Genomic DNA, 24,372 nt, shown 5'->3' with positions numbered 1-24,372 from the left:
AAGCGCATATACGCAGGAATATTCCCATGAAAATAATCATATCGCTTGATCCGATCTGGAGACGACAATGAAGACCACAAGGCGACGTCTAAGCGCCAAGACCGCACCCAAGGCCAGCAGCCCGGTAGATACGGCCGAAACCGCCAATGACGACGTGACCGAGCGCATCCGCAACACTCTGGCCGCAGCAATCGGTGAGGGCGCGCTCAAGCCCGGCGTCAAAATTCTGGAAGATGCCATAGCCGACCATTTCGGGGTCAGCCGCACGGTCGTACGCGGCGCGCTGGGTGTGCTGGAGAGTGACCACCTTCTGGAGCGTAAGAAGAACCGCGGCACGTTTGTCGCCGAGCCCGGCATCGCAGAAGCAAAAGCCCTGTTCGAAGCACGCCGCAAGTTAGAACACGTCATCCTCGAACTCGTCATGGACCGCGCCACCAGCGATCAACTGGATGCGCTGAAAAAACTCACGGACGAAGAGGAGCATATCCACCATCACGGAGACGAAAAGTCGAAGACGGTGCTGTCCGGCAAATTCCACGTCGTTCTGGCAGAACTCGGCGGCAACGCCGTCATGACGGAGATGCTGTCCAAGATCGTCGCCCGCCTCTCTCTCGTAATGTCGCTCTACGAAGAGGAGCGGAAGGATGATTGTGGCGCCGATCATCATCGTTTGATCGTCACAGCCCTGAAAGGGAAGGATCTCGCAAAGGCGCAGCAACTGATGGACCATCACCTTGCAGACATCGAGGGCCGCGTACGATTGACTGAGGGACAGGGCGATAGACATACGTTCCTGGCCGTGCTGGAGAATTTTTCCTGATCACCGCCTTGATGAGATTCGCACTTGCGACCAGTATGTTATAAATTCGGCGAAGTGTTTGGTTAAAAAGAATCTCCCGCCCAATCTTCATGGCCGTGCCGTATGCGGATGACGAATACGCTCCCTTCTTCAATGATGCGATACACGACAAGGTGAGCCTTGAAAGGATGGATCCTGACAGGAGGAGAAATCTCATGGCGTTCGCGTGCCATTCTTGGGTTGGTGGCGATGAGCTCAAGCAAGGCAAAAAGCTCATCGTGATATCGTTTGGCGACTAGTGCTCCGAAGATGCGGATGCCTTCTTCTGCAATGGAAATAATATCCTCTTCCGCTTGGACCGATAGGCTGAATGGCATTAAGCGCGTCCGCGGCTGATGGCGGCTTGAGAGGTGGCTAAAGCAAACAACTCTTCCATTGAACGGCTCCCAACTCCGCTTCTGATCCCGTCATCGACAAATCGCTGCATCTCGGCAATCTTATCCGTACGGGCTTGGTCTCTGCGGATCAGGTCCCGGACATAATCGCTCGCATTCGAGTATCGACCTGTCTTGGCCTGTGCTTCAACCCAATCTTTCATGGGGTCTGGCAGAGATACATTCATCGTCGCCATTCTAGTCTCCTTATCCCTCAACATACTTGCTGATGGCAAAGTTTGTCAAACTAATGATAAGGTCGCAATTACCGCTCTTGAAAGATTTCGAACTACCTGCGCCCTGATTAAATTGCTCTGCGAAATGTCCATCTGGAATCGCCAGCAAAGATGGGAAATTCGCTCTTGATTGTTTAAATGCCGCGCTACATGATCGGCCAAAGTGGCATAAGAAAGCGCGCCGTGAATTACCTTCGAGACCCCAAAATCGGGGCAACTGAAACCCACACGTTCCGCGGCAGTATTGGAGGTGTTCGCCGAAGTTGCGGGGTCCAATCTTGATTTTGTGGCTAAAGTTGACCAGTCACTGGACACTCCGCAGTCACCCTGTTGTGATCCGGACCCAGAAAATTCATCTCAGACCGTGTCTTGTGAATTTCAACTAGCCTGTAAATAGGACCGTAAAACCAACTCCTTAGTAGGATATAGCAGAAAACGTTTATTTAGAGTTGTTTTAAATGCCGCCGAAGACAGGCGTTTCAACCCAAAATAAGCTTAACAACACTTTAATGTTTTGAGCGAATATTATCCTACATAATCTTGGGGTAAAGGCGCGAACGGCAGAAGCCGCTCTAAAACGCGGACGATGATGTTCACCCCTTTTTTTACGTCTCCGACCTCTGTCCATGGAAGTGTCATCATGTCACTCATGCAAAACCTCCGGATCAGGACGAAAGTCCTGTCCCTGGTCCTTCCCACATGCCTAATCGGCATCGGAGGGGCTCTCTATGTCTCCAGCAACTTTAAATCCGCCGACACCGAGTACACTGACTTCATCTCCAGTGACGGCAACGCGGAGATCGATATGGCGATCGCCAGCCAGCGCCTGGTAGCAATCGTCTATGACGCGTATCAAGTCTTCCTTTACGACACTGGTACAGCAGGAATGAAGAGAGCGACGGATGACTACGCTGCGAGCAAGACCAGACTTCACCAACTGATCGATAACGCCGAAAAGCTGCTGCCAGAAGAAAGCCAGACGCTTGGCGCTCTGCAGTCTCAGGCTGAATCAATCATCGAGATTACCGACAAGGCGGTAGCAGCGGGATCGGCCAATCGCGATGAGGAAGCGAAAGCGCTGCTCGTTCAGGCTGACGAGAAGGCTGCCAAGGCGATCGGTGAGATGAGGACGTGGATCAATGGCGCCAGCGATGGCATCAAGACAAGGTCAGCAGAACTCTCCGAAAAGACGAGCGACACCATCATTTACACCCTTATCACCCTCGCCGGGGTATTTTCGCTTACGCTTTTCTTGGCCGTGTTTGTCACGAAACGCGAAATCACGTCTCCGATCGAGCGTCTACGTTCACGCATGATGTCGCTCGCTTCTGGAAAGGTCGATGAGGTCGTTCCAGGTGCCGATCGACGTGATGAGCTCGGCAGCATGGCGTCAGCAGTCGCTGTCTTCCGTAACAATGCAATTGAAAAGGATCGTCTCGAAAAACAGACAGATGCTGACCGTGCCCTGTCTGAAAGCGAGAGACTGGAACGGGAAAGACAGAAGGCGGAAGATGCAGCAAACACAAAGTTTGCAGTCGACGCGCTTCGCGGAGGGCTTGAGTCCCTTGCAAACGGTAATGTCTCTCATCGAATCCGGACGCCCTTCACAGGCACGCTCGACGAACTTCGTTCGAATTTCAACGGCTCGGTCGAAAAACTCCATTCGGTTCTGAAATCCGTTGGACAGAATGCGGCTGGCATCGATGCTGGCGCAAATGAAATCAGGTCTGCCGCTGACGATCTGTCGAGGCGTACAGAACAGCAGGCTGCATCTGTCGAAGAAACCGCTGCGGCGCTGGAGCAGATCACCACGACCGTGAGAGACTCAGCCAAACGCGCTGACGACGCAGGCAAGCTGGTTGAGAAAGCGCGAAGCGGGGTCGAACGCTCGGGCGAGTTGATGCAAGACGCGGTACAGGCCATGATGGCTATAGAGAAATCCGCAGGTGAAATGGGCAATATCATCTCAGTTATTGATGAGATCGCATTCCAGACCAACCTGCTGGCCTTGAATGCCGGTGTTGAAGCTGCTCGCGCCGGTGAAGCCGGGAAAGGGTTCGCGGTCGTTGCACAGGAAGTTCGCGAACTCGCTCAACGTTCAGCGACAGCCGCAAAGGAGATCAAGACTCTGATCGCTGCTTCCGGTTCGCAGGTTCAGACTGGGGTCAGCCTGGTGAAGCAGACAGGAAACTCGCTTGACACCATTGTCGACGAGGTCCGGGAAATAAGCCGTCATGTCAATGCGATCGTGGAATCATCCCGCGAGCAGTCCACGGGACTGCAGGAGATAAACACCGCTGTTAACGTGATGGACCAGGGAACTCAGCAGAATGCAGCCATGGTGGAGCAGTCCACAGCGGCGAGCCATAGCCTTGCGCGAGAAGCTGCTGCGCTCAACCAGTTGCTGGCGCAGTTTGACTTGCGTGGTGGACAAGCCTCTGACACCGATCTGCGGGGACAGTGGGCCGCCTGACCGACGTGGCAGTTTAACTTGGAAGTGGTGCCAGAAGACCATCTTGGCACCACTTCCTTGATCACACTCCAGTCGAAGTCGCAGAATGCGGCAGATTCGGAGGAACGCCTCTAGGGTCGATTAACGTCAAACGCAACCTTCGACGTTTCACAATACTGGCGATCAACGCTTCCCGCGTCCCCGCGCGAAGTAATAAGCATTGCAAACAAACCCATTGCAGCGGCTATCGCTCCCGCCACCGCAACGGCAGGATAGCCCAATCCAGTCGCAATCACCCCGCCGCCCAGCATAGCGCCGATTGCATTGCCCAAGTTGAAGGCGCCGATGTTCATCGCTGAGGCGAGGTTCGGCGCATCCGAAGCTGCGTTCATAATCCGCACCTGAAGCGGCGGCACCAACGCGAAGCTCGCGACGCCCCATAGGAATATCAGGACAGCGGTCGGCATCTTGAAGGGCATCAACAGCGCAAACACAGCGAGGATCACGGTCAGTGACGCCAGGGTAACGATCAGCGTGCGATCAACAGAGCGATCGGCATAACGCCCGCCCAGCCAGTTGCCTACGGTCAACCCCATGCCATAGGTGACAAGCATCGCGGTAACGAAGCCGAGCGAAGCTTGAGTTACGTTGCGCAGAATAGGGGCGATGTAGGTAAAGACGGTGAACATCGCGCTCGCCCCCACAACGGTTAGACCCAACGCGCTGAGGACCTGCCTGCGCTTCATGACGCGCAGTTCCGCCATCGCATTGCCATCAGGCCTTGCCGGGAGCGCGGGCAATGTCAGCCGAAGCGCCGCCATGGTCGCCACACCCAGCACTGCGATGCCCCAGAACGATGCGCGCCAGCCAAAATAATCGCCGGCCCAGGTCGCAAGCGGTACGCCGACGACATTGGCGATTGTCAGTCCCATGAACATCGCCGCCACCGCCCCAGCGCGCCGCTCCGCTGGAACGAGGCTGGTTGCCACGATCGCTCCAACGCCGAAAAATGCACCGTGGTTCAACGAGGTCAGGATGCGCGCGCCCAACAGCATGCCGTAACTGTTCGAGATCGCCGCCAGCAGGTTGCCCAACGTAAAGATACCAGCAAGCACGATCAGGAGCGTTCGCCTCGGCACGCGTGCTGTCGTTAATGTCATCAGCGGTGCCCCTATCACCACACCGAGAGCATAGGCGCTGATGAGCAGCCCGGCGGTCGGGATAGACACGCCCAAGTCTTCCGCGATGACGGGGAGCAGTCCCATGGGCGCGAATTCAGTCACGCCAATGCCGAATGCGCCGACCGACAGCGCCAAAAGGCCAAAATTGAGTTTCATCGACCTACTCCTCACACCAGCGCTGGATGCAGGCGGGCAAACCCTTCCTGCTGGCGGTAGGGGGAATTGGGATAGGGTGGCAGCACCATGCTGGCCGCGTCGAGCACGGCGATCTGGTCAGCCGACAAGGCCCAACCGACTGCGCCGAGATTGTCACGCAACTGCGCTTCGTTGCGCGCGCCGATGATGACAGAAGCGACGGTGGGCCGACGAAGCAGCCAATTGATCGCAACCTGCGGCACGCTTCGTTCAGTCTCGGCAGCGATTGCCTCCAGTGCGTCTATCACGCGGTAGAGATACTCAGCCTCGACCGGCGGCGCGAACTGCTCGGTCTCATGAAGACGGCTTCCCTCGGGAATCGGCCGGTCGCGCCCGATTTTCCCCGTCAGTCGGCCCCAGCCAAGCGGGCTCCACACCAGCGCGCCAATGCCCTGATCTGCTGCCAAAGGCATCAGGTCCGCCTCGTAGGCGCGGCCGATCAGTGAGTAATAGACCTGATGCGCGACGAGACGCGGCCAGCCATTGCGGTCAGCGAGCGCTTGCGCTTTCATCAGCTGCCAGCCCGGATAATTGGAAACACCGGTGTACCGAACCTTGCCAGCGGCAACGAGCATATCGAGCGTGCCCATCAACTCCTCGGTCGGTGTGGAAGCATCGAAAGCGTGGAGTTGAAGCAGGTCGATATGATCGGTTCCGAGCCGCCGTAGCGCATCTTCCACCGCGCGGATCAGCCGGGCGCGCGATGCGCCCCAGTCCTGTGGCCCGTCCCCCATCGGCAGACCTGTTTTGGTCGAGATCAGCACCTGGTCGCGACGTCCCTTGATCGCCGCGCCCAGCACCGCCTCTGACGCTCCGTTCGAATAGACATCAGCGGTGTCGAATAGGGTGACGCCAGCCTCGAGGCAGATATCGACTAGCCGCCGCGCTTCTGTCTCATCGCTCTGGCCCCAAGCACCAAAAAGCGGCCCAGTGCCGCCGAAAGTCCCGGTGCCGAAGCTAAGCACCGGTACGCGCAATCCTGATGAACCCAGCTGCCGATATTCCATGTCTCTTCACTCCGATTGTTATATGAGTTCACAGATAAACAGTCGAAGAATGCCCCGGTAGCCGTTACGAACGCGAAGGATTTTTGATTTGGACGCAAAGGTGGTCATGGGTGGTGATAGGGCAAGGGCACTTGAGATTTTTGTAGCGGTGATGCGAGAGGGCAGCTTTTCTGCCGCCGGACGCGCCCTCGGCCTGACACCGTCTGCAGTTGCACGGTCGATCGATCGGATAGAGGCCAGGCTTGGTGTCAGGCTGTTACTGCGCTCGACCCGCGCCCTGATATTGACAGCTGAAGGCCAGGCCTATCTGCAAACCGCACGCCGCATCCTCGCCGATCTCGACGACGCCGAGCAGCAAATTGCCGATCAGGGCGCACCCCGCGGGCGGCTGCGGATCAGCGCCGCGCTGTCGCATGGGCGACTGTGCGTCGTGCCGCTTCTCGATGAATTCGCTGCGCTCTACCCACATATTCTGATCGATATCGCACTGACCGACGCGGTCGTTGATGTCGCGGCTGGGCAGGCGGATGTTGCGATACGGTTTGGCCCGCTCGCCGACAGTCTGCTGACCGCACGCAAGCTAGGCGAAAATCGACGAATAATCGTCGCAGCGCCGCAGTATCTTGCACGCCACGGTATGCCGACGGCACCTGATGATCTGTACCGGCACAATTGCCTCAACTTCAACTTTCGCCGCGCTGAGCCGGTCTGGCCTTTCCGCTGCGACGGACACGACATCACTTTATCGGTGAAAGGCAGCATCGAGGCGAACAATGGTGAGACGCTTGGCCAGCTTGCTGCCGCTGGCGTCGGCATCGCTCGGGTCGGTGCCTTCAGCGTCACTGAGGACATCGCCGCTGGCAGGCTCTTGCCAATACTGGAAGAGTTCAATCCTGGCGATGTGGAGTTGATTCACGCGGTGTTTGTCGGTGGCGCAAATACCCCTGCTCGTGTGCGCGTGTTCATTGATTTCATAGCAGCACGCCTTGAATGATAAAATATTGCCCTCGCGGGGTTCAGGCGATTACCATCCTTTGCGTCGTCGCGCCGGCACACTTCTTCATACGTCTCAACTAGCCACGCTTCGTAAAGCGAATTAAGTTATCCCTATGTCAGTAAGGCTGATTATCGAAAGCTTGGCCCTAAGAATCAGAGCATTCGAAGTTTTTTACACTCCATTGGGTCAGCCTCGATGAAAAGCAACAGCCGCTATCTGAAGCCGGACCGAAGCCTGTTCAAACCGATCGCACCAGCGCAGAAGGGCGATTTTGACGTCGTTGTCGAAGCGGTACATGTATACCAGAAGACATGAATAGCGTTTGCCGATACTGGAAGCGACTGCAAACGACGCAAGATGTTTCAATCAACAGCGATCATTACGTCTGACGCTTTCACGACCGCATATGCTTCGGCGCCCACCTGAAGCCCCAGTTCATCGATCGCTTCGTTCGTGACGGAGGAAGTAACGATGACGCCGTTCCCGATGTCGATGCGAACATGAGCCGTGGTCGCGCCTTTGGTAACCTCAATAATTTTGCCTTTCAGGCGGTTTCTGGCACTGATTTTCATTTTTGAGTCCTTTCAGCTGTAGTCAAAAGAGCTTCATCAGTTGTCTGGTTAGCGATTACAAGCCAGCCGCGCCTTAGATTAACCCAGTCTGCAGTTCGGCAACATGCGTAGCTGAAGTTCTTTTACCCAGCTCGTCAGTAATGTCGCGCTGTCAGCTTGTCGCCATCCGGGTCGCGCATACATTTTCACGTTTTGCTACCGGATATGCAGCTTGAAGTGCGCATTCTCAAGACGGCACGCCTTGAGCGGAATCGAACTGCTGGCCACGCAGATAAAATTGTTTATCAATCTCAAAATTTGACGTTACAGCCCTCTATTTTTGCGCGTTCTACTCAGCAGTACACGCTGGAGATCTGGATGATCGTGACTAAAAATTAATTTGCACTTTCATCGAGCGGCTTCTGTCACCTGCAGCTTCGAATGCCGACACGGCCTCATCCAGAGGGAAGGTTCTCGAAAGCAGCGGTTTGAGATCAACGCGGCGCTGATTGATAAGATTGACCGCTTGACCAAACTCCTCATGAAAACGGAACGTGCCCTTCATCTCGATTTCCTTTGCGACGACCATATTCTGGGGAATCGAGACGTCTCCTCCGAGACCTAGTTGGACTACAGTGGAACGTGGTCGCAACACCTCCAGACCTGAACGAACTGCGCGTTCGTTGCCTGAGGCTTCGAACTGGACGTCAAAGTAACCTTTGTTGGCCGAAAAGACGGAGAGGTCGTCCGGGTTTTCCGCAACATTAATGGCCCGGTCAGCGCCGACCTCTAGTGACTTCTTCAAGACGGCATCCATGACATCGGTCGCTACGATCTCCCGAGCGCCGTGGGCACGTGCGGCGATGATTGCGAGCGCACCGATCGGTCCGCATCCCGTTACTAGTACCCGCTTGTCAGCCAGACTGCCGGCCCGATTGACCGCATGAAGTGTCACCGCGAATGGCTCCGCCATGGCGGCTTCATTGATAGATACGCCATCCGCAACTTTGTGACATTGCCAAGCCTCAGCCACCAGCCTTTCACGGAACGCTCCCTGAATGTGCGGCATCGGCATAGCCGATCCGTAAAAGCGCATGTTCAAGCAATGATTCTGCTGACCCTTCAGGCAATATTCACAGGCATTGCAGGGGCGGCTGGGCGATACCGCGACCCGGTCACCGACAGCGAGGTTTGAAACGCTTGCGCCCAGTGCCCGGATTGTTCCAGCAACCTCATGTCCCAGGATCATTGGCTCACGAAGGCGAACGGTGCCGAAACCGCCGTGATTGTAGTAATGCAGATCGGAGCCGCAGATGCCACCGGCTTCGATCGCGACCTCGACCTGCCCTGCAGCGAGGCTTTCGGTTTCCCGCTCTTCGATCCGCAGGTCTTTGGCTGAATGAATGACGACGGCTTTCATGGAGCTATCCTTACAGTACAGGGGTTGGCAGGGCCACGCCCTCGAAATGGGCGGCGAGATTGTCTCGCACCAGCTTGCCCATGGCTTTGCGGGTCTCGATCGTGCCGGAGGCGTGATGTGGCTGCACAAGCACGTTGTGAAGTTCCAGAAAACGCGGATTGAGTTTCGGCTCACCCTCGAACACATCGAGTGCCGCCGAGCCCACCGCGCCATTTTCCAACGCTGTCAGCAATGCTTCCTCATCGATGTTGGATGCACGCGAGATGTTGATCAGCATGCCCTCGGGTCCCAAAGCCTCGATGACGTCCCTTGAGACGATATGTTTTGTGGCAGCCGACGCGGCAAGCGTGACAAACAGAAAATCCGCGTCACGCGCGAGCTCGACGGGATCGGCGATGAACGTCATGCCATCCGCATATGGTTTAGCGTCGACATCGCTGTAGGCGATATCCATATCGAAACCCTTGAGGCGCTTGGCGACTTCGAAACCGATGCGACCGAGACCAAGTACGCCGGCTTTGCGCCCCCATACCCTGCGTTTCAGCGGATAGAGGCCCTTCTCTCGCCAGCTCCCATCCTTCACCCATGTTTCTGCGCCAATAATGCCGCGCGACTGGGCGAGCATCATGCCGATACCGAGATCGGCTACGTCGTTGGTCAACACATCCGGTGTGTTCGTCACACGGATGCCGCGTTCACGGCAAGCCTGAAGATCGACCGCGTCATAACCGACTCCATAAACAGAGACGATTTCGAGCTTTGGAAGCTTATTGATCAGCTCAGCGGATGCGCCGAGTTCGCCGCGAGTGGCGATTGCACGAATTTGAGGGCCATGCGTTTCAAGAAATGCATCCTTTTCAGCGGCCTCATAAAGCTTGCGAACGTCGTATTGCGCTTCCATTTCGACAAGGTCCCATTCTGGGTACGGACCGACGAGCAGAATTTCCGGTTTCATCATCGTTTCCTCCATGACAATCTTATTAATTTTCTGTTGCTGCCGCAAAACCGATCGCAGCGATGCGACTGATCGCCTCTGAAACAATTCGCTCGACAGGCTGATCGATCTCGACAGTGACGACATCCGGCTCGCCGACAGGAATTTCCAACGTGGCCAGCTGGCTCTCAAGCAAAGACAGCGGCATATAGTGTCCGTTCCGTGCCGCCATCCTTGAGACCAGCGTAGAACGCGAGCCCTGCAAGAAAACAAACATCAGCGATCGCCCTGCTTTTGCCCGCAAGAGATCACGATAGGATCGCTTGAGAGACGAGCAGGATATGACCGTGTTTTCTTCTTTGCTCAGTTCGGCACCAAGCGCTTCAAGCCAAGGCCACCGATCTGCATCTACCAACGCGATGCCGTTGCGCATCTTTTCGACATTTTCAGTTGGGTGGCGGCTATCGCCTTCAATGAAGTGATAGCCGAGAATGTAAGCCAACTGTTGGCCAACGGACGACTTGCCGCATCCCGAGACACCCATCACCACGATGGGTCCCCGAGCTCCATTCAGCTTAAAGGGAAACTGTAATGCCACCGTCGACATAGAGCGTATGACCGTTCACGAAAGAGGAAGCTTTACCGGACAGGAAGACAGCAGCGCCGACAAGTTCATCGACATTGCCCCAGCGGGCAGCGGGGGTGCGCTTCTCAAGCCAGGATGAAAACTCCTCGCTGTCGACGAGTGCCTGGTTGAGCGGCGTCTTGAAATAGCCCGGTGCAATCGCATTCACCTGAAGGCCGTGTTTTGCCCAGTCGGTGCACATGCCTCTCGTCAGGTTTTTCACCGCACCCTTGGTTGCGGTATAGGGTGCGATACCCGGACGGGCGAGTTCGCTTTGCACGGATGCAACATTGATGATCTTGCCGCGCCCTCGCTCAATCATATGCCTCGCAACTGCCTTGCCAACGTAAAAGACGCTCGAGATATTGGTTTTCAGTAGTTGGTCCCAGCGATCCGCTGGAAAATCTTCAAGTGCGGTACGAAACTGCATGCCGGCGTTGTTGATGAGAATGTCGATAGGGCCCGCATCTTGCTCGATGGATGCGACACCGCGGTTAACGGCTTCCTCATCGGTCACGTCGAAATCTGCGGTTTCGACAGAAACGCCTGTTTCCGTTTTCAGAGCTGCCGCTGCTTCGGCGAGTTTGACCGTGTCGCGACCATTCAGAACCACCGACGCGCCGTGGTCGATCATTCCTTTGGCGAGCGCCAGCCCGATCCCCTGCGAAGAACCCGTGATCAGGACACGTGAACCGGAAAGGTCAAAAAGTGGAAAAGTCATCGGAACCTCGTTCCCTCAACAACGGACTGCATGAGCAAAACGGCGTAAAGAGCGTTACGCCGTTCGGGTGGGAGAGCACGAAACGCCTCATGCATTTCATGCAGTTCTTGAAGATCAGATATCGATAACGAGACCTTTTGCCTTCAAAACAGGCTCCAGATTGCTAACTTCGATAACCGATTTGCCCTGCTTGTAGGCGTCGATATAACCTGCTTCGGCGTCTTCACGGATTTGAGAAAGTCTAGCCGACTCTTGCGCATCTTCCCGACGCACGACCACGAGCCCATCTGCGTCCCCGACGATGATGTCACCGGGATTAATGATCTCACCACCAACGATGATGCTGTCGTTGACCGCCGCGATCGTTTCCTTGACCGTACCCTTGATGCAGACGCTGAGCGAAAACACAGGGAAACCGAGGTCTCTCAATTGTAGCGTGTCACGTACGCCTGTGTCCGTGACCAGACCGCCGATGCCCTTGGCGAGGCAAGCATTGGCCAGCACGTCACCGAAGGAGCCAGCTTCCTCGTACTCACCGGCGGAAACGACGATGATGTCACCGGGCTTGGCGTAGTTGATCGCCAGTTGCAGCATAATGTTGTCGCGCGGCGCGCACTTGACCGTGAATGCAGGGCCACACAGTTTCATCCGGTAATCAACCGGCTTAAGACGGGAGGAAAGTGCACCTTTACGGCCCTGTGCCTCGTGAATGGTGGCTGGCGAAAACTTCGAAAGCGCGTCGATCTCTGCCTTGCTCGGCCGTTCTGCGATATCTTTAATGTGGATCATAAAAACCTCCCATGGTAAGGACGGCGGCGGGAGCGTCCCGCCGCTTTTATTGAGTTTAAGTGCTGTGGTTCAGATTGTGGCCGTGGCTTTGCCCGGCAGCATCAGGGAATCGGGTCGAACTTCAGCTCGGACAGCGGAACGACTTTGTCGGTACGGGACATCTTGTACTCGGTGTTCGGTCCGAGCCACTTGTCCCAAATCTTGTTGATCTCGCCGTCGGAATCCAGCTTGCGAAGGACTTCGTTGATCTTTGCCGTCAGCTTAGGATTATCCTTTGCCATGCCGATGCCGATTGGCTGATACAGCATCGGCTCCTCGATCATCCGCATTGGTTTACCCTTGGTCTTGGATTCGTTGACGAACTTCGTCGTCGTCATCGTGTTGGCGACCATACCACGCGCCTTGCCCTGCTGAACGGCGAGATAGGCGGACGCCGTATCCTGGAATGTCAGCGGGTCGGACTTGTTGAGCTTGATCGACATTTCAGAGGTCGAACCCTTGGTGGAGGCAACACGCTGGCCTTCATAATCGGCCTTCTTCTTGCCAGCATCGTCCATAGGAACGATCAGCATTTCCTTGGCGAGATAATAGGGATCGCTGAACTGGATCTGCTCGGCGCGGCTCTGCGTATAGGCGAGATTGGCAACGGTGATATCGACGCGGCCGAGCTTGACTTCAGGCACGCGGGCTTCGACCGAAACCGGCTTGACTTCGGCCTTCACGCCCAGTTCCTTCGCAATGGCGTTACAGAGATCGACGTCGAAGCCAGCCATTTCGCGGGTTTTCGGATCGGGTGCGGCAAAGGGTACGACGTCCGCGAAGGTCGCGCAACGCAGCACCTTGTTGTTCATGATCGTGTCCAACTGATCGGCAGCCGCTGGCGAGGCAAGCGCTGTAGAGGCAAGGATCGCCGTCAGTGTCAGGGATTTCCAGTTCATTTCTTGTTCTCCTCTTATGATTTTGCTTGGTATCAGTGGCGCAGATCGGACAGGAACCGCTGCGCGCGCGGATGGCGGGGGGTTTTGAAAAACTCTTCTGGCGTCGCTTTTTCAAGAATTTCACCGGCGTCGATGAACCAGATGCGATCGGCAACTTCACGGGCGAATCCCATTTCATGTGTGACGCACAGCATGGTCATGCCTTCTGAGGCCAGCCCCTTCATGACGGCCAGCACTTCGCCGACCATTTCGGGGTCGAGTGCGCTCGTCGGCTCATCGAACAGCATGACGGGTGGCTCCATGGCAAGCGCGCGTGCAATCGCCACACGCTGCTGCTGACCACCGGACAACTGCCCCGGATAGGCGCCCGCCTTGTCAGAGAGCCCAACCCGGTCGAGCAGCTTTGTTGCCTTTTCCTGTGCCGCCACCGGTGAAACGCCTTTGACACGGATTGGCGAGATCGTAACGTTCTCTAAAACCGATAGATGCGGGAACAGATTGAAACTCTGAAAGACGAAACCGACGCGGCTGCGCAGAAGGTTGAGTTCCCTCGTCTTCGTCGCTGCGTGAATGTCCTGACCGTCAAGCGTGATGGACCCGCTGTTGATCTCCTCAAGCCGGTTGACAGTGCGGATGAGCGTGGATTTGCCCGAGCCGGAGGGCCCGCAAATGACGACCACCTCTCCGCGCGCGACTTCCGCGTCCACATTCTTCAAAACCTGATAGTCGCCATAGCTCTTGCAGACATTCGAAATACGGATTGTCTGTTCTGTCGAAGATACTGTCATGGCTGCTCCGTTAAGATTTTTGCCTGCGCCAAGGCTGCCTGCTGCGGGCGAGCGACCACGCCTGCGCGACGCTTGGCAATGCGGCGCTCGACTGTGTTGGCGAGATAGGTCAGGCTCCAGCAGATGGCGTAATAGACGATGGCCAGAATGAGGAAGACCTGGAAGGGCTGCGTCAGAAGCTGGTTGTTGACCTGGCTGGCCGCAAAGGTCAGGTCCGGCACATTGATAACATAGCCGAGCGTGGTGTCCTTGATCGTGGCGACGAAAGTCGAGATCATGCTGGGGATCATATTGTAGAGGGCCTGCGGCAGTATGATGAAGCGCATGGCACCCAGATAGCTGTGACCAAGCGCCCTTGCTGCATCCATCTGACCGGCACCCAAAGCAACGATACCGCCCCTGACGACTTCACTGAGGAACGCGCCCTGATAGACGACCAGCGTCGCAAGCATTATGGCAAAGCTTGGCACATCTGCACCTGTCCAGAGCGGGATAAGGAAATAGGCCCACAAAATGAGCATCAACAGCGGCACACCGCGCGTGACATAAACCAGCACGGTCGCTGGCAACCGCAAAAGCCGCCATTTGGACAAGCGCGCCAGCGCCATGAGAATGCTGACCGGGAAAGCAAGCAAGATGGCAAGCGCCGAAAGAATGATAGTGTTCGCCAGACCGCCCAGCGGGCCGTTTGGATACTGGCCGATCAACAGCAGCAGCCAGTTGTCCTGAACGATGGTGATCATCTCGCCGATCATGCGCGCGCCCTCCATACCGGATCGAGGCGCATCGACAGATAGGAACCGGCCCCCATGATCAGCAGGGAGAAGAACAGGTAGAGGACGGTGCCGACCAGATAGATCTCAAAGGTCTGGAAGCTGAGATTTTCGATTTCCTTGATCGCATGCGTCAGTTCGGACGCGCCGATGACGAGAGCCAGACTGCTGTTCTTGAACAGGGACACACTGTGATTAATGAGCGGTGGAAGGGCATTGCGCACGCCTTGCGGCATGATGATGAAACGCATGGCCGAGATGTATCCGTGACCCAAGGCCTTGGCGGCTTCCATCTGACCCGAGCCAACCGAGCGGAGACCGGAGCGTAAATCTTCACTGAAATAGGCGGCTTGGCAGAGGCCCAGCCCCACAACGGCGAAAATTGCTTCGGCATTGTGGTCGGTCAGCCAATTGGTCAGACCAGAGGGCAGCAGCGTGAAGATGCCGAAATACCAGAGCATCAATTGCACCAACGTCGGCACATTGCGATGGTAGGAGACGTATGCAGCAACAACGCGGTCTCCGAAGCGGAAGGGTGAAAACCGGATGCAGAGCAGGATGAGTGCCAGCGACATCGCCAGCGACCACGACCCGAGAAAGATGACGAATGTCATCTCGATCCCGTGGATGAGCATCCCAATGTATTCCTGATTGCTCAGGATCGACCAAAGGTCGAAGCCCTTCACGGCTTAGGCTCCTTTGTTACGCCAGGATCCTTAACATCTTGTGGCCGTGCCGTTTGCAGACCGCCCATCACCTGAAGCGTTGGAGTGATTTCCATATGTCCGATATTGACCGCAATCGGTGCGGCAATGGCAAAAGCGATGGCATCGGCAATATCTTCAGCCTTCGGCAACTCGAAGCCATCGATAAAGCGCTCACGTATGCTCGGATCATTGCCGTGGACATGGTTGAAAATATCGGTGGCCACACGACCCGGGCAGATTTCCGTGACGCGAACACGCTTGCCGAACGCATCCAGCCGCAGCTGGTTCGACAGCATGGCAACGCCAGCCTTGACGGCATGGTACGTGGAGTTTCCGCCGAAATTGTAATTCCCGGCAATGGAGGAGATGTTGATGACGTGTCCGCGGTCACGCTCCACCATGCCCGGCACGATAAGACGGCAGATATGAAGGACGGCGCGCAGGTTCACATCGACAAGGAGATCGATGTCATCTGCATCGGCCTGCAGGAATTTCTTCGGGCGATCCACACCGGCATTGTTGACGAGAATGTCGAACTGCACCTGGTTTGCGAGATCGGCGATGGCGGCGCGATCCGTGACATCGATGACGTGAGCGATGCAGCCTGTGCGCTGCGCCAATTGGTCCAATGCCTCGGCACTACGGGCGATTGCGTGGACTTCGATGTTTTCGCGGCGAAACCTCTCCACGATGGCGGCGCCGATACCGGACGATGCGCCGGTGACCAATGCGGTCTTGTAATCGGAGAATGGCATTGTGATCCCCTTATTGTTGCCATGGAGCTTAGCGAAGCTTTTCTCGCTTGCCTAAGACCGATTACTTTTGAGGTAATAAGGAAGTTTTATGGAGCTTCAAAAGCTGTGTTTCAGCGCTCTCATTCAGCCTTGAAGTTACGTAAGCGCATGCGGCTAAACGACGATGCCGATTGCAAAATGATCGCGAACGGATAAGCTCCGCCCATCACAAAGCAGTTTTACTGGCATGGACATCAGGCGTTTTAAATCATTTACAGTCATCGTGGACAGTGGCAGCATTACCAGGGCCGCTGATATTTTGCATCTGGCACAGCCAGCACTCAGCCAACAACTTGCCGCACTCGAAGAGCATTTCGGGCAAAAGCTTTTGATACGCAGCCAACAGGGCGTGACAATGACGGATGCGGGCCATGCGGTTTACAGGCACGCGCAGATCATTCTTCGGCAAATGGAGCAAGCGCAGGCAGACGCATCGGCAGCCGGAAACTCTATCGCAGGACGCGTTTCCGTTGGTCTGGTGCCGTTCAGCAGTGCTGCGACACTTTCGGTCGATCTTCTCGCCGAGACGCGAAAGCGTCACCCGGGTATTCTAATTCATTTGACGGAAAGCGTCGGGCAGACCTATAGCCAAATGATCATGAACGGCCGCCTTGAATTGGCGCTGATCCACGGCGTCGGTCCAATCAAGGGTGTGCGTTTCGAGCCTTTGCTCAGTGAAGAATTCTATCTGGTCGCACATCGAGATTTCGCCATCGAGGCTGATGTAAAACCGGTGCCGATCGCTGCCCTTGATGGTCTCCCGATGCTGATGCCACCAGCTTATAACTTCGTTCGCCGGGCAGTCGATACGGCGTTCACCCGAAGCCGCATCAATCTTAAAGTCGTCGCGGAAGTAGAAATCGTCAGAACGCTTGCCCGCGCAGTTGCGAATGGCCTAGGCGCAACCATTATGCCAAAGGCGATTGCTGACCGCATCGTCTCCGAGAGCAAGGAACCCTTGATCTGCCGGCTCCTCTCTCCCCGTATCGAAGAGACTTTATCACTCTGTACCTCTGACCAGAACTCGTTGTCGGAGCCTGCGTTTGCGGTCAAAGACATTCTGATCGAGCTGACTGAAAAGCTGAAGCTTTAAGGGTTAACGGCCCGACGGAGCGGGCCATGCACCGGATAGAAATCAACGCATATCGTGGCAGTACTGAGCGATACGTGCGCAGCCTTCGCCCAGCATCTCCATGCTTGTCGCGTAAGAGATGCGGAAATACGGGCTCATCCCATAAGCGGCACCCTGTACGGTCGCGACGTGGTGCTCCTCGACCAGTCCCATCACGAAATCCACGTCATTTTCGATCTTCCGACCACCTTTCGTGGTCTTCCCGATCAGGCCTGACATGTTGGGATAGAGATAGAAGGCGCCTTCCGGCTTATGGCACCGAATGCCATCGATTCCCTTCAGTTTATCAAGGACGAAATCACGCCGCTCGCGGTAAATGTCAGCTCGCTCCTTGAGCAAATCCTGGGGACCATCCAAAGCTGCAATCGCGGCGGCTTGAGAAACGGTAGCGATGCCGCCGCTGTTCTGGCCGTTGACGTTGCTGATGGCAGCAATCAGTTCCTTCGAGCCGCTGGCGCAGTAGCCCAGCCGCCAGCCGGTCATCGCATATGCTTTTGATACTCCATTCATGGTCAGTACGCGATCGTAAAGCCGGGGCTCGACATCGGCAATCGTACCGAACTCGAAACCGTCGTAAACGAGATGCTCGTAGATATCGTCAGTCAGGATCCAGACATGCGGATGACGTAACATGACTTCCGCAATCGCCGCCATCTCGACCCTAGAGCATGCTGCGCCTGTCGGATTATTCGGAAAATTCAGGAAAAGCCACTTTGTCCGCGGCGTGATCGCCGCTTCCAGATCTTCCGGGCGAAGCTTGAAACCCGTCTGCTCGAAACAGGGAACAGCGACGGGAACACCACCAGCAAATTTGACGATGTCGGCATAGCTGACCCATGACGGTGTGGGAATGACCACCTCATCACCAGGATTACAGGTCGCCAGCATTACGTTGAAGATTACCTGCTTGCCGCCACCGGATACGATGATCTGGCTGGCGTCGTAGGTCAGATTGTTGTCTCGCTTGAATTTTTGCGCGATAGCGGCCTTGAGGTCTGGCGTCCCGTCCATAGGCGGATACTTGGTTTGTCCGCCAAGAGCAGCTTCGTGTGCGGCCTCGATGGCATGGCTTGGTGTTGGAAAATCAGGTTCGCCAGATGACAGGCTCACCACTTTAATCCCTTGGGCGGCGAGCTCTCTGGCGCGCTGCGTCATGGCGGCAGACGCGGAAATAGAAACATTCTTCAATCGATCGGCTGTTGAGGGCATCGACGTGATCCTTCAGTAAGACAGAAAAGCGGGGCGCATAAGGCCCGTTAAGATGCAAGTTCCGAGGCGTGCGTAAGTGTTGCCCCTGAATTGATGATTTCACTGCGCACAACACCGGCAAGCTCCAGCGAGCCAGGGGTATCGCTGTGAACCAGAATGGATCGGGCTGCCATGGGAATAATCGTACCGTCGATAGCCTCGACAGTGCCATCCGTCAGGAAGCGGCGGACACGCGCGCGCACCGAGACCTCGTCCTTGACCAGCGCACCCGGAAGGCCACGCGCGACGAGGCTTCCCTTGGCGTCATAGGCCCGGTCGGCCAGAAACAGGGCCAGCGTCTTCAGCTTGGCCCGTTTTGCCGCCCGTTCAATTTCGCTTTCCGGCGTAACGAATACTACAAGCTCCGGGTCTACCATTGAGATGGCATCCATCATCATTTCAGTCAGAGCAGGGTCGCGATTGACCATGTTGCCCATCGCCGCATGAAAGCTGATATGCCCCACATTCACGCCTTCGCATCTGGCGATAGCGATCAATGCGCCGAGCTGGTAGAGCATCTGCTGGCGGAGCTCATCCGCCTGAAACGGCAATTCGCGACGACCAAAACCTGCACGATCCGGCAGACCAGGATGCGCGCCGATGCCGACGCCGTTCTGCTTCGCAAGCCGAACCATCCGCGCCATCGTATCAGGATCGCCTCCGTGAAATCCGCAGGCGATATTGGCCGAAGAAATGAGCTTCATCATCGCTTCGTCATCGCATAGCCTGTAGGGGCCAAAACCTTCGCCCATGTCAGAATTGAGATCGATCCTCATAAAGCCCTTCCCTTTTCCTCAAGTCAGCGCGTTGAGCGCGCGTTTGACCATCGGTACGGTTTGTCTGATGTCTTCGACGTAGCGTGCAACTGCCTGCTCTACCCGACGCGCCTCCTCATGACTGGAGCGGACAAACCTGATCTTGCCTCCGGCACGTGCCTGTCCCAACCGCCAGAGATCGGCCTCGATCACACCGGCAATTTTCGGATAACCACCAGCCGTGTTCGCGTCGCTCATCTGGATGATAGGCTCCCCGCCCGGCGGAACCTGTACGACACCGGGGACGACACCATGCGAGCGCATCTCAACGACTTCGGTCGGCTTGATAGGATCGCCGGAAAGGCGGTAGCCAGTGCGGTCACTGCGCGAGGAAATGCGCCAGATTTGGCTCCAGAATGCTTCCGCATCATCGGCAAACAGATGATGTTCACCAGCGGGAATGGCCCGGATCTGTAACACTCCATCGACAATTGGCTCGAAAACATCCGCCATTGCCTGCGATGGCTGGATGACCGCAAGCCCGCTGGCAGGCAAAGGCAAGTGATTGACCTGCGTTCCTATGGAAAGCCTGTCATTTTTCTGGAGCGGTCGTCCTTCCACACCACCGAAATTACCACGCAAGGCCGTGCTGCGAGACCCCATCAAGACAGGCACATCCACCCCGCCAGCTACGGCGATGTAAGCACGGGCAAGACGAGGTGGGGAGCTCAACTCTAAAATATCGCCCTCATTTGCAAGGTTGGCACACCAAGGTAAAAGCTCCCGGCCATTCAGCAATGGACAACCATCCACTCCAGCAACCGCGAACACGGATGGCCCCAGAAACCGAAGCTTGAATGGAAATGTTTGTACTTCGACGGCGGCGAGACTATCGGCGTTTCCGACAAGAACATTGGCGATTTGCAGGGCCAGCGGATCCATCGCGCCACCAGCCGTAACTCCGATGTTACGGTAGCCCGGACGACCCAAATCCTGAACAGTGTTGAATGGGCCTGTTTCGATGATCTCGATCACAACTCAATCCTCGCTGGAACAAAGCGAACCGTGTCACCCGGCGCAAGAAGCGCAGGAGTAGCGGCGGAGGGATCAAACATTTGCAGATCCGCATAACCGATCGAGTTCCAGCCGTTGGGACCTGTCAGCATGGCGACGCCTGTCTGCATGCCACCGATTGTCACGCACCCTCTTTCCATCTTGATCGATGGCACAGTTTTTCGTGGCATGTATATGCGCGCATCCAAGCCGTGCAGATAACCGAAACCCGGCGCACTGCCGAGTGCAAACACACGATAGGTGGCTTCATGATGTATGCGAACGACCTCCCGGTCGCTCAGACCCGAAAAGTCACACAGCGCGGCAAGATCCGTGGCGTATTCCCCGCCATAATGAACGGGTATCTCGACGGTCTTTCCTACCAGATCCACGCTGGAAGCGTTGTCCCACGCGTTCAACAGGCGATCCACCACTGCCTCAGGGCTTTCCGGAGTTTCTTTGAGAATGGTCAGCAGGTTGGTCATTCCGGGAATGACCTCTGCAACATCCGACCAGGCACCCGCTATCTGAGACAGAGCCCAGATCCAGCGTTGTGCAGCCAGATCGAACTCACCCGGCGCTTCCAGAAGGATAGATCGCGATCCGATAAACGATACGCGCGCCTGTCCTTTGGCTGGTTGGACCTGCAGGGCCTGCGTGGTGAGGATGCTTGAAGTCGCAATCATCATTGAAGCTCGATTTCGAAGAGAGGATCACCGTAGCCTACAAGATCGTCCTGCTTTACAAGCGGATTGAGCAGCAATCCTGCGCACTTGGCGATCACAGGGACGAGAACAAGCCCTATTCGAACAGAACCAACGACCTCATTCGAGGCCACTTGCCTCGGGAATGGCTTCCCGTCGATTGTGTTTAAGGTCTGGAACTGGCCAGCCGTCGGCGCTTTCACCAAGGCTTTACGGGCACTTCCTGTCCCCACTTTTGCGTCTACAGCGGATGATGCTCCCGTCTTGCCGGAAGTTGGAATGACAAGCCGAAGCTGCTTGTCAGCTGTTTTGATCTCCAGTCCTTCCACGCCAGCCGCCGTCAGCATGTCGGTCAGCGCTGCAAGGGTGGCTGTATCCGTGAGGTCTAGCTTTCTCATGGCGCGCTCCATGATTTGAGCCATTGCTCCAGAAAGTGGATATCGGTCTCGCCCTCAACGAAGGCAGCCTCCTCAAAGAGCGCCCGCAAAAGTGGGAGGTTCGTGGAGATGCCTTCCAGACGAGTCTCCGCAAGCGCTACCCTCATTTTGGCAATTGCCTCGGCTCTTGTCGGTGCATGCACGATCAACTTGGCGATCAGCGAGTCGTAGTAGGGAGAGACTTTGTATCCCTCATAAATATGAGTATCGACCCGCACACCATCAGTATGCGGCCAGACGATATCCGCTACGACGCCAGCAGAAGGCAGGAATGTGTGTGGATCTTCTGCATTGATGCGACACTCAAAAGAATGTCCTTCACACAGGACCGCGTCCTGATCGAATGCCAGTTTCTCCCCCAAGGCGACTTTGATCTGCAATTGAACAATGTCGACACCGCTGGTCATTTCCGTAACCGGATGTTCAACCTGCAATCTCGTGTTCATTTCAATGAAGTAGAAATTCCCATCCTCGAACAGAAATTCGAATGTGCCCACACCGCGATATCCGATTTGTTTGCAGGCGTTGACGCAGGCCAGACCGACGTGACCGATCACGTCCAGAGAAATTCCGGGCGCCGGAGCCTCTTCGACGACCTTCTGATGGCGTCTTTGCATGGAGCAATCGCGATGGCCAAGCCAGACGGCGTTACCATGTGTGTCGCACAAGATCTGTATTTCAACGTGCCGCGGATGTTGAAGAAACTTCTCGATGTAAAGCTCAGCGTTGCCGAAGGCCTGACGCGCCTCTTCTCGCGTCAGCGCGGCGGCTTCACGTACGTCGGCCCGGTCATGAATGACCCTCATGCCGCGCCCGCCGCCGCCGCCGGCAGCTTTGATGATCACAGGGAAGCCGATCTCATCGGCAATTCGTGTGATTTCATCAGCATCTTCAGGTAGCGCAGTGTCAGGACCTGGTACACAGGGCACACCAGCGGCGATCATCGCGCGTTTCGCCGCGATCTTATCGCCCATTGTCGAGATAGACTGGGCGTTCGGTCCGATGAAGACGAGCCCGTCCTTTTCAACTGCGGCTGCAAACTTAGAGTTCTCGGACAAGAAGCCGTATCCGGGGTGCACCGCACCTGCACCGGTCAGCCTGGCAGCGAGCAACAGGGCATCCTGATTGAGATAGCTCTTTGCAGCGTTTGCTGGTCCGACGCAAAGAAACGTGTCAACGGCATCACCATAAGATGCTGCCTTATCTGCTTCAGAGCAGATACCGACAGTCCGCAGTCCCAGCTCATGACAGGCGCGCTGAATGCGCGCGGCGATTTCACCGCGGTTTGCTATCAAAACCGTATCGAAACCCGGCGCGGAATGGTCGAAGTTCGTTTCCATCATCCGATCTCCGCGAGAAGATCGTTGGCGTCCACTTCGCCGCCATCGACGTCAGTAAGAAACGAGATCCGGCCAGCGCTGGGTGCAGGAACCCTGTTAAAAACCTTCATTGCTTCGATGATGAAAAGCGTCTGCCCTTCCTGAACCAGATCGCCCAGCTTGACGAATGGCTCAGCGCCCGGTGCAGAAGCGCGATGCAGAACACCGAAGATGGGCGAATGCACTTTCGCTGCCGAAGAGCTGACGGATTTTGCCTGTTCTTCAGGCTGTACAGCTTCATTCACTGGCAACTGATGGACCTGGGAAGGCTGATTGACTGACTTAATGATTCGAACCGTTACGTCCTTTTCCGTCACCGAAAGTTCGGTCACGTTAGAACGCCCTACGAAATCGATCAGCGTTTTTATCTTCGGCAAGTCCATAAGAATACCTGACAATGTGCAAGCCGCTAACGAGACATGTAGAAGAAGGCATGGCGCGTTCGGCACGCCGTTTTGTAGCATGAGCGCTATCACAATGGGGTCAGAAGAACTTTTGATGGCCCTAAAGGGATGGCTCTAAAAATCTTCACGTTGCCGCGACAAAAGCGATCGTACTTAAGCTCTTGAAACGAGTCGAACCGTCGACCCCACGCCTGGGGAACACTCGCAACCCAATTCGTTCACAGTCGCAGACGTAACTTGGCTTGCAGGCTAACAGGAATGACACCCATCGAAAGTATCGACCGAACGGCGGCATAGCCAAGTAGCCAAGACCACCAAGTTGCTAAGAAATCAGCGTAGGGACGGACAGGAAGGTGCCGCGCTGAGTGCCAACAGCTCGGTGCCAACGGCCACGCCTGGGGCATTTCCCAGAAGGACTGGAGCGAGGAGCAAACCGCCGCCATCGGCAAGTTCGTGAAATTCTTCGCCGATAACGACTTCGAATGGGCACGCACAGGCCATCTGCCGTCGGTGAAGGCTGTTCTGGACAGCGCAGCGTTCAAGGCCCTGCCGCATCGCGACACGGTTTCGGCAATCGCGACGCTGGGTACGCCGCTGCCTCCGACGGTCCAGCGCCAGTTCGCGATCCAGGATATTGTCGGCGAGGAAATGAACGCCGCCATCATCGGCCAGAAGAATGTTGACGCGGCGCTTGCCGATATGGAATCGCGGATCAACGACCTGCTCGCCAATCTCTGAAGGTCCATTCTCCCAGACCTTCAACGCCACGGCCCGCTGCTATCCATTGAGCAGCGGGCCGTGTGCTTTAATCTGTTGCCAGGTGGGAGGAGATGTGAAAGCGTCACAATGCCGCGTGTGATGTTTTGGCACGCGGTAATTTGGCACGCAGCCGTCCAGCACAAACAGGAATAGAACGACA

At 56.1% G+C, this 24,372-nt stretch carries 26 protein-coding genes and 1 pseudogene; 5 read left to right on the top strand and 22 right to left on the bottom strand.

Features of this window, described 5'->3' with window-relative positions; genetic code table 11:
- Positions 1 to 67 precede the first annotated feature (67 nt).
- A complete protein-coding gene (locus AC27VJ_RS21740; RefSeq protein ID WP_488685781.1) occupies positions 68 to 820 on the top strand; it encodes a GntR family transcriptional regulator in 753 nt (250 codons plus the stop codon).
- A gap of 62 nt (positions 821 to 882) precedes the next feature.
- Here AC27VJ_RS21740 and AC27VJ_RS21735 read toward each other — a convergent pair whose 3' ends face one another.
- A complete protein-coding gene (locus AC27VJ_RS21735) occupies positions 883 to 1,176 on the bottom strand; it encodes a type II toxin-antitoxin system RelE/ParE family toxin (protein ID WP_488685780.1) in 294 nt (97 codons plus the stop codon).
- Positions 1,176 to 1,430: a type II toxin-antitoxin system ParD family antitoxin gene (locus AC27VJ_RS21730; protein WP_488685779.1), complete on the bottom strand. Its 255-nt coding sequence runs from the start codon at positions 1,428 to 1,430 to the stop codon at positions 1,176 to 1,178. Before AC27VJ_RS21730 ends, AC27VJ_RS21735 begins: the two co-directional genes overlap by 1 nt.
- 679 nt (positions 1,431 to 2,109) lie before the next feature.
- Between AC27VJ_RS21730 and AC27VJ_RS21725 the strand changes: the two genes are divergently transcribed.
- Positions 2,110 to 3,942, top strand: coding sequence for a methyl-accepting chemotaxis protein (locus tag AC27VJ_RS21725; RefSeq protein WP_488685778.1), 1,833 nt, complete (start codon positions 2,110 to 2,112; stop codon positions 3,940 to 3,942).
- Between the two features lie 110 nt (positions 3,943 to 4,052).
- Here AC27VJ_RS21725 and AC27VJ_RS21720 read toward each other — a convergent pair whose 3' ends face one another.
- Positions 4,053 to 5,258 carry an MFS transporter gene (locus tag AC27VJ_RS21720; protein ID WP_488685777.1) on the bottom strand — a complete coding sequence of 402 codons (1,206 nt, stop codon included), beginning with the start codon at positions 5,256 to 5,258 and terminating at the stop codon, positions 4,053 to 4,055.
- A gap of 11 nt (positions 5,259 to 5,269) precedes the next feature.
- On the bottom strand, positions 5,270 to 6,304 hold the full coding sequence (locus AC27VJ_RS21715; protein WP_488685776.1) for an aldo/keto reductase: 1,035 nt from the start codon (positions 6,302 to 6,304) through the stop codon (positions 5,270 to 5,272).
- Positions 6,305 to 6,410: 106 nt separating this feature from the next.
- Between AC27VJ_RS21715 and AC27VJ_RS21710 the strand changes: the two genes are divergently transcribed.
- Positions 6,411 to 7,298: a LysR family transcriptional regulator gene (locus tag AC27VJ_RS21710; protein ID WP_488685806.1), complete on the top strand. Its 888-nt coding sequence runs from the start codon at positions 6,411 to 6,413 to the stop codon at positions 7,296 to 7,298.
- Positions 7,299 to 7,663: 365 nt separating this feature from the next.
- On the opposite strand, the gene AC27VJ_RS21705 is transcribed toward AC27VJ_RS21710, so the two are convergent.
- From AC27VJ_RS21705 to AC27VJ_RS21655, 11 genes are all read right to left on the bottom strand, one after another.
- Positions 7,664 to 7,873: a TOBE domain-containing protein gene (locus AC27VJ_RS21705; protein WP_488685775.1), complete on the bottom strand. Its 210-nt coding sequence runs from the start codon at positions 7,871 to 7,873 to the stop codon at positions 7,664 to 7,666.
- Between the two features lie 367 nt (positions 7,874 to 8,240).
- The gene (locus AC27VJ_RS21700) at positions 8,241 to 9,272 is read right to left on the bottom strand and encodes an L-idonate 5-dehydrogenase (RefSeq protein ID WP_488685774.1); all 1,032 of its coding nucleotides are present in this window, start codon (positions 9,270 to 9,272) and stop codon (positions 8,241 to 8,243) included.
- Between the two features lie 10 nt (positions 9,273 to 9,282).
- Entirely contained in the window at positions 9,283 to 10,230 is a 948-nt protein-coding gene (locus AC27VJ_RS21695; RefSeq protein WP_488685773.1) for a 2-hydroxyacid dehydrogenase, read from the bottom strand.
- Between the two features lie 22 nt (positions 10,231 to 10,252).
- The gene (locus tag AC27VJ_RS21690) at positions 10,253 to 10,813 is read right to left on the bottom strand and encodes a gluconokinase (RefSeq protein ID WP_488685772.1); all 561 of its coding nucleotides are present in this window, start codon (positions 10,811 to 10,813) and stop codon (positions 10,253 to 10,255) included.
- Complete coding sequence (locus tag AC27VJ_RS21685) at positions 10,782 to 11,552, bottom strand: SDR family oxidoreductase (RefSeq protein WP_488685771.1); 771 nt, start codon at positions 11,550 to 11,552, stop codon at positions 10,782 to 10,784. Before AC27VJ_RS21685 ends, AC27VJ_RS21690 begins: the two co-directional genes overlap by 32 nt.
- Positions 11,553 to 11,666: 114 nt before the next feature.
- Entirely contained in the window at positions 11,667 to 12,341 is a 675-nt protein-coding gene (locus AC27VJ_RS21680; RefSeq protein ID WP_113087030.1) for a 4-carboxy-4-hydroxy-2-oxoadipate aldolase/oxaloacetate decarboxylase, read from the bottom strand.
- 101 nt (positions 12,342 to 12,442) lie between these two features.
- On the bottom strand, positions 12,443 to 13,279 hold the full coding sequence (locus AC27VJ_RS21675; RefSeq protein WP_113087031.1) for an ABC transporter substrate-binding protein: 837 nt from the start codon (positions 13,277 to 13,279) through the stop codon (positions 12,443 to 12,445).
- Positions 13,280 to 13,311: 32 nt separating this feature from the next.
- The gene (locus AC27VJ_RS21670; RefSeq protein ID WP_488685770.1) at positions 13,312 to 14,067 is read right to left on the bottom strand and encodes an amino acid ABC transporter ATP-binding protein; all 756 of its coding nucleotides are present in this window, start codon (positions 14,065 to 14,067) and stop codon (positions 13,312 to 13,314) included.
- The gene (locus AC27VJ_RS21665) at positions 14,064 to 14,822 is read right to left on the bottom strand and encodes an amino acid ABC transporter permease (RefSeq protein WP_488685769.1); all 759 of its coding nucleotides are present in this window, start codon (positions 14,820 to 14,822) and stop codon (positions 14,064 to 14,066) included. The genes AC27VJ_RS21670 and AC27VJ_RS21665 overlap by 4 nt, the downstream gene beginning before the upstream one ends.
- Positions 14,819 to 15,526, bottom strand: coding sequence for an amino acid ABC transporter permease (locus AC27VJ_RS21660; RefSeq protein ID WP_488685768.1), 708 nt, complete (start codon positions 15,524 to 15,526; stop codon positions 14,819 to 14,821). Before AC27VJ_RS21660 ends, AC27VJ_RS21665 begins: the two co-directional genes overlap by 4 nt.
- A complete protein-coding gene (locus AC27VJ_RS21655; RefSeq protein ID WP_488685767.1) occupies positions 15,523 to 16,302 on the bottom strand; it encodes an SDR family oxidoreductase in 780 nt (259 codons plus the stop codon). Before AC27VJ_RS21655 ends, AC27VJ_RS21660 begins: the two co-directional genes overlap by 4 nt.
- A gap of 226 nt (positions 16,303 to 16,528) precedes the next feature.
- On the opposite strand from AC27VJ_RS21655, the gene nac reads away from it, so the two are divergent.
- Positions 16,529 to 17,434, top strand: coding sequence for a nitrogen assimilation transcriptional regulator NAC (nac, locus tag AC27VJ_RS21650; protein ID WP_488685766.1), 906 nt, complete (start codon positions 16,529 to 16,531; stop codon positions 17,432 to 17,434).
- A gap of 42 nt (positions 17,435 to 17,476) precedes the next feature.
- On the opposite strand, the gene AC27VJ_RS21645 is transcribed toward nac, so the two are convergent.
- The 7 genes from AC27VJ_RS21645 to AC27VJ_RS21615 are packed head-to-tail and all read right to left on the bottom strand — an operon-like array spanning position 17,477 to position 23,432.
- Positions 17,477 to 18,682, bottom strand: coding sequence for a pyridoxal phosphate-dependent aminotransferase (locus AC27VJ_RS21645; RefSeq protein ID WP_488685765.1), 1,206 nt, complete (start codon positions 18,680 to 18,682; stop codon positions 17,477 to 17,479).
- A 47-nt stretch (positions 18,683 to 18,729) separates the two neighbouring features.
- The gene (locus AC27VJ_RS21640; protein WP_488685764.1) at positions 18,730 to 19,497 is read right to left on the bottom strand and encodes a 5-oxoprolinase subunit PxpA; all 768 of its coding nucleotides are present in this window, start codon (positions 19,495 to 19,497) and stop codon (positions 18,730 to 18,732) included.
- Positions 19,498 to 19,515: 18 nt separating this feature from the next.
- Positions 19,516 to 20,511: a 5-oxoprolinase subunit C family protein gene (locus AC27VJ_RS21635; RefSeq protein WP_488685763.1), complete on the bottom strand. Its 996-nt coding sequence runs from the start codon at positions 20,509 to 20,511 to the stop codon at positions 19,516 to 19,518.
- A complete protein-coding gene (pxpB, locus tag AC27VJ_RS21630) occupies positions 20,508 to 21,215 on the bottom strand; it encodes a 5-oxoprolinase subunit PxpB (RefSeq protein ID WP_113087091.1) in 708 nt (235 codons plus the stop codon). The genes AC27VJ_RS21635 and pxpB overlap by 4 nt, the downstream gene beginning before the upstream one ends.
- Entirely contained in the window at positions 21,215 to 21,631 is a 417-nt protein-coding gene (locus AC27VJ_RS21625) for an acetyl-CoA carboxylase (RefSeq protein WP_488685762.1), read from the bottom strand. Before AC27VJ_RS21625 ends, pxpB begins: the two co-directional genes overlap by 1 nt.
- Positions 21,628 to 23,013, bottom strand: coding sequence for an acetyl-CoA carboxylase biotin carboxylase subunit (locus AC27VJ_RS21620; protein WP_488685761.1), 1,386 nt, complete (start codon positions 23,011 to 23,013; stop codon positions 21,628 to 21,630). Before AC27VJ_RS21620 ends, AC27VJ_RS21625 begins: the two co-directional genes overlap by 4 nt.
- Positions 23,010 to 23,432, bottom strand: coding sequence for an acetyl-CoA carboxylase biotin carboxyl carrier protein (locus AC27VJ_RS21615; RefSeq protein ID WP_488685760.1), 423 nt, complete (start codon positions 23,430 to 23,432; stop codon positions 23,010 to 23,012). Before AC27VJ_RS21615 ends, AC27VJ_RS21620 begins: the two co-directional genes overlap by 4 nt.
- A 402-nt stretch (positions 23,433 to 23,834) precedes the next feature.
- Between AC27VJ_RS21615 and AC27VJ_RS21610 the strand changes: the two are divergent.
- A pseudogene (locus tag AC27VJ_RS21610) lies at positions 23,835 to 24,191 on the top strand (sugar ABC transporter substrate-binding protein); the annotation flags it as partial.
- Positions 24,192 to 24,372: the final 181 nt, after the last annotated feature.

The sequence above is a fragment of the Agrobacterium sp. 20P9.1.2 genome, from assembly GCF_057799395.1.
The sequence above is the reverse complement of the archived record's forward strand: the minus strand, read 5'-3'. Positions and strand labels throughout refer to the sequence as shown.

Excerpts from the sequence above, each read along its gene's own strand:
- AC27VJ_RS21740 (WP_488685781.1), top strand. The coding sequence starts at position 68 with ATGAAGACCACAAGGCGACGTCTAAGCGCCAAGACCGCACCCAAGGCC.
- AC27VJ_RS21735 (WP_488685780.1), bottom strand. The coding sequence starts at position 1,176 with ATGCCATTCAGCCTATCGGTCCAAGCGGAAGAGGATATTATTTCCATT.
- AC27VJ_RS21730 (WP_488685779.1), bottom strand. The coding sequence starts at position 1,430 with ATGGCGACGATGAATGTATCTCTGCCAGACCCCATGAAAGATTGGGTT.
- AC27VJ_RS21725 (WP_488685778.1), top strand. The coding sequence starts at position 2,110 with ATGTCACTCATGCAAAACCTCCGGATCAGGACGAAAGTCCTGTCCCTG.
- AC27VJ_RS21720 (WP_488685777.1), bottom strand. The coding sequence starts at position 5,258 with ATGAAACTCAATTTTGGCCTTTTGGCGCTGTCGGTCGGCGCATTCGGC.
- AC27VJ_RS21715 (WP_488685776.1), bottom strand. The coding sequence starts at position 6,304 with ATGGAATATCGGCAGCTGGGTTCATCAGGATTGCGCGTACCGGTGCTT.
- AC27VJ_RS21710 (WP_488685806.1), top strand. The coding sequence starts at position 6,411 with ATGGGTGGTGATAGGGCAAGGGCACTTGAGATTTTTGTAGCGGTGATG.
- AC27VJ_RS21705 (WP_488685775.1), bottom strand. The coding sequence starts at position 7,873 with ATGAAAATCAGTGCCAGAAACCGCCTGAAAGGCAAAATTATTGAGGTT.
- AC27VJ_RS21700 (WP_488685774.1), bottom strand. The coding sequence starts at position 9,272 with ATGAAAGCCGTCGTCATTCATTCAGCCAAAGACCTGCGGATCGAAGAG.
- AC27VJ_RS21695 (WP_488685773.1), bottom strand. The coding sequence starts at position 10,230 with ATGATGAAACCGGAAATTCTGCTCGTCGGTCCGTACCCAGAATGGGAC.
- AC27VJ_RS21690 (WP_488685772.1), bottom strand. The coding sequence starts at position 10,813 with ATGTCGACGGTGGCATTACAGTTTCCCTTTAAGCTGAATGGAGCTCGG.
- AC27VJ_RS21685 (WP_488685771.1), bottom strand. The coding sequence starts at position 11,552 with ATGACTTTTCCACTTTTTGACCTTTCCGGTTCACGTGTCCTGATCACG.
- AC27VJ_RS21680 (WP_113087030.1), bottom strand. The coding sequence starts at position 12,341 with ATGATCCACATTAAAGATATCGCAGAACGGCCGAGCAAGGCAGAGATC.
- AC27VJ_RS21675 (WP_113087031.1), bottom strand. The coding sequence starts at position 13,279 with ATGAACTGGAAATCCCTGACACTGACGGCGATCCTTGCCTCTACAGCG.
- AC27VJ_RS21670 (WP_488685770.1), bottom strand. The coding sequence starts at position 14,067 with ATGACAGTATCTTCGACAGAACAGACAATCCGTATTTCGAATGTCTGC.
- AC27VJ_RS21665 (WP_488685769.1), bottom strand. The coding sequence starts at position 14,822 with ATGATCGGCGAGATGATCACCATCGTTCAGGACAACTGGCTGCTGCTG.
- AC27VJ_RS21655 (WP_488685767.1), bottom strand. The coding sequence starts at position 16,302 with ATGCCATTCTCCGATTACAAGACCGCATTGGTCACCGGCGCATCGTCC.
- nac (WP_488685766.1), top strand. The coding sequence starts at position 16,529 with ATGGACATCAGGCGTTTTAAATCATTTACAGTCATCGTGGACAGTGGC.
- AC27VJ_RS21645 (WP_488685765.1), bottom strand. The coding sequence starts at position 18,682 with ATGCCCTCAACAGCCGATCGATTGAAGAATGTTTCTATTTCCGCGTCT.
- AC27VJ_RS21640 (WP_488685764.1), bottom strand. The coding sequence starts at position 19,497 with ATGAGGATCGATCTCAATTCTGACATGGGCGAAGGTTTTGGCCCCTAC.
- pxpB (WP_113087091.1), bottom strand. The coding sequence starts at position 21,215 with ATGATTGCGACTTCAAGCATCCTCACCACGCAGGCCCTGCAGGTCCAA.
- AC27VJ_RS21625 (WP_488685762.1), bottom strand. The coding sequence starts at position 21,631 with ATGAGAAAGCTAGACCTCACGGATACAGCCACCCTTGCAGCGCTGACC.
- AC27VJ_RS21620 (WP_488685761.1), bottom strand. The coding sequence starts at position 23,013 with ATGATGGAAACGAACTTCGACCATTCCGCGCCGGGTTTCGATACGGTT.
- AC27VJ_RS21615 (WP_488685760.1), bottom strand. The coding sequence starts at position 23,432 with ATGGACTTGCCGAAGATAAAAACGCTGATCGATTTCGTAGGGCGTTCT.